This is a genomic window from Janibacter limosus NBRC 16128 (assembly GCF_001570985.1).
Taxonomy (GTDB): Bacteria; Actinomycetota; Actinomycetes; order Actinomycetales; family Dermatophilaceae; genus Janibacter; species Janibacter limosus.
Map to the genome: position 1 here is coordinate 1 of NZ_BCSS01000083.1, position 2,764 is coordinate 2,764.

Consider the following 2,764-nt stretch of genomic DNA (forward strand, 5'->3'; position numbering starts at 1 on the left):
TCGAGCCGCGTGGCTCTCAGGTCTGTTCCGGTGCGGGTCATGGGGTGACGAGGCTCAGATCGCCTCGACTCCCTTCTCCCCGGTGCGCACGCGCACGACGTCCTCGATGGGGGTGACCCACACCTTGCCGTCACCGATCCGTCCGGTGCGGGCCGCGCTGACGACGACAGCCACGACCGACTCCGCATCCAGGTCCTCGACCAGGACCTCGAGTCGGATCTTGGGGACGAAGTCGACCGTGTACTCGGCGCCGCGGTAGACCTCGCTGTGACCACGCTGGCGGCCGTACCCGCTGGCCTCGCTGACGGTCATCCCGGTGATGCCAAAGGCCTCGAGGCCCTCCTTGACGTCGTCGAGCTGGTGGGGCTTGATGATGGCGGTGACGAGCTTCATGCTCGGGCTCCTTCGGTGTCGGCGTGCTGGTGGGCGGGCGCGGCGGCGCCGGCTCCGCCGAGGCGGCCGCCGCGGGCGGTGAGGTCGTAGCCGGACTCGGCGTGCTCGGCGGCGTCGATGCCGGACACCTCGTCCTCCTCGTTGACTCGCCACCCCATCGTCCTCTTGAGCGCGATGGCGATGACATAGGTCACCACTGCGGAGATCACGAGGCTGATGAGGGCCACGACGACCTGGATAACCGTCTGGCGCACACCGCCGCCGTAGAAGAGGCCCCCTTCGGTCGCCAGCAGGCCCGCCCCGATGGTGCCCCAGAGACCCGCGACGAGGTGGACACCCACGACGTCGAGGGAGTCGTCGTAGCCGAAGCGGTACTTCAGGCCGACGGCCAGCGCCGCCAGACCGCCGGCGACGGCGCCGAGGACCAGCGAGCCGACGGGCGAGAGCGACCCGCAGGCCGGGGTGATGGCCACGAGGCCGGCGACGATGCCGGAGGCCGCGCCGATCGAGGTGGCGTGCCCGTCGCGGATCTTCTCCACTAGGAGCCAGCCGAGGATGGCCGCGGCGGTCGCTGCGGTGGTGTTGACCCAGACGAGGCTGGCGACGCCGTCGGCAGCCAGCTCCGAGCCGGCGTTGAAGCCGAACCAGCCGAACCACAGCAGGCCGGCACCGATCATGACCAGCGGGACGTTGTGCGGGCGCATCGCCGTCGTGCCGAAGCCGAGCCGGGTGCCGACGACCAGTGCCAGGACCAGACCCGCCATCCCGGCGTTGATGTGGACGACGGTGCCACCGGCGAAGTCGATGGGCGCGACCGTGGCCGCACCATCGGTCGTGCCGAAGAGCCAGGCGGCCACTCCCTTCTCCGCACCGGACAGCAGGCCACCCCCCCAGACCATGTGGGCGATCGGGAAGTAGACGAGCGTCAGCCAGACCGGGACGAAGACCATCCAGGTGGAGAACTTCACCCGGTCGGCGATCGCGCCGCTGATGAGGGCGACCGTGATGATCGCGAAGGTCAGCTGGAAGCCGGCGAAGAGGACCTCGGGGATGTAGACATCGGCGCCGAAGACGTCGATGACAGGCATCCCGTCGGCGCCGACCGTCTTGGTGACGCCGTCGACCGTGCTGGCGACGCCCCTCAGCCCGAAGTTGTCGAAGGGGTTGGCGAAGATGCCACCGATGTCGGATCCCCCGAAGGACATCGAGTAGCCCCACAGGACGTAGACGACGCCGGCGGCACCCATGGCACCGAAGCTCATCATCATCATGTTGAGGACGGACTTGGCGCGCGTCATGCCGCCGTAGAAGAGGGCGAGGCCAGGAGTCATCAGCAGCACGAGTGCCGCGCAGATGATCATGAAGGCTGTCGCCGACGTGTCGATCGCAGGAGTCGCCGCGAGGGGCGCGAAGGTTGGGCTCATGCACCGAAGACTCCGCCGGTCCCGTTTCGGTTCGTGTCGCCGCATGTGACGTCCGTGTTTCGTCACGGGCCGCGGCGTTAATGCTGTGTGACATGACGCCGGACTTCGCCGAACCTGCGGGGTGGCATACGGTGAGATCGCAGATCACGACATGTCCGGGGGGATGCAGCGCGCGCTCGCCGGTAGACAATCAGGGAGAACCATGAGCATGCCGCCCCTCGGCCCCGGACAGCCGAGCCCCCACCAGCCAGGCCAGCAGCCGTACGGGCAGCAGCAGCCCCACGGGCAGCAGCAGCCCTACGGTCAACAGCCATACGGCCAGCCGGGTGGTCCCGCCTACGGCGCGCCCGGCGGCGCTCCCCCGGCCAAGGGTGGGGTCCCGGTCTGGGCCTGGATCGTCGGCGGGATCGCCCTCCTCCTCGTCTTCTGCCTCTGTGGCGGTATCGGCCTCTACGCGCTCGGCGATGATGACGAGTCGACGAGCGCGTCCACGACGCAGACGGACCCGACCACTGATGTGACGAGCACCGACTCGACGACGACGTCGACGTCGGACCCGTACACCTCGTCCTCGAGCTCGAGCTACTCCTCGACCTCGTCGTCCACGTACACCCCGCCGACGCAGCCCAGCTCCAGCGTGCCCCCCACCCCCGCGGGCTCCACGGCCAACACCAACACCTCCGTGAAGCTCCCCGCCGACGAGGTGGAGGCGCAGGTCGCCAAGGGCATGCGGGCCTACGGCCACACGAAGTCCGACATCGACTGCCCGACGAGCCTGGTGCTCGTCGAGGGTCGCAACATTCGCTGCACCGCTCCGGTGCCCGGCGACAAGACCAAGACCTCGAAGGTGACGGTCGAGGTCGCTTGGGCCGCCAATGTCGGCAGTGACACCCGCTACTACCTCACCTTCCGCCAGCCGCTGAGCTGAGGCGACACCGCAGGGAGCA

Annotated in this window: 3 protein-coding genes; 1 reads left to right on the forward strand and 2 read right to left on the reverse strand. The window is 69.0% G+C overall.

Going from position 1 to position 2,764, the window contains the following annotated elements; genetic code table 11:
• Positions 1–54 precede the first annotated feature (54 nt).
• Entirely contained in the window at positions 55–393 is a 339-nt protein-coding gene (locus tag JLI01S_RS16360; protein WP_068266702.1) for a P-II family nitrogen regulator, read from the reverse strand.
• On the reverse strand, positions 390–1,817 hold the full coding sequence (locus JLI01S_RS16365; RefSeq protein ID WP_068266705.1) for an ammonium transporter: 1,428 nt from the start codon (positions 1,815–1,817) through the stop codon (positions 390–392). Before JLI01S_RS16365 ends, JLI01S_RS16360 begins: the two co-directional genes overlap by 4 nt.
• Positions 1,818–2,019: 202 nt before the next feature.
• Between JLI01S_RS16365 and JLI01S_RS16370 the strand changes: the two genes are divergently transcribed.
• Positions 2,020–2,745: a DUF4333 domain-containing protein gene (locus JLI01S_RS16370; RefSeq protein ID WP_068266708.1), complete on the forward strand. Its 726-nt coding sequence runs from the start codon at positions 2,020–2,022 to the stop codon at positions 2,743–2,745.
• Positions 2,746–2,764: the final 19 nt, after the last annotated feature.

Coding starts and splice junctions, on each gene's coding strand:
- JLI01S_RS16365 (WP_068266705.1), bottom strand. CDS start 1,817: ATGAGCCCAACCTTCGCGCCCCTCGCGGCGACTCCTGCGATCGACACG.
- JLI01S_RS16360 (WP_068266702.1), bottom strand. CDS start 393: ATGAAGCTCGTCACCGCCATCATCAAGCCCCACCAGCTCGACGACGTC.
- JLI01S_RS16370 (WP_068266708.1), top strand. CDS start 2,020: ATGAGCATGCCGCCCCTCGGCCCCGGACAGCCGAGCCCCCACCAGCCA.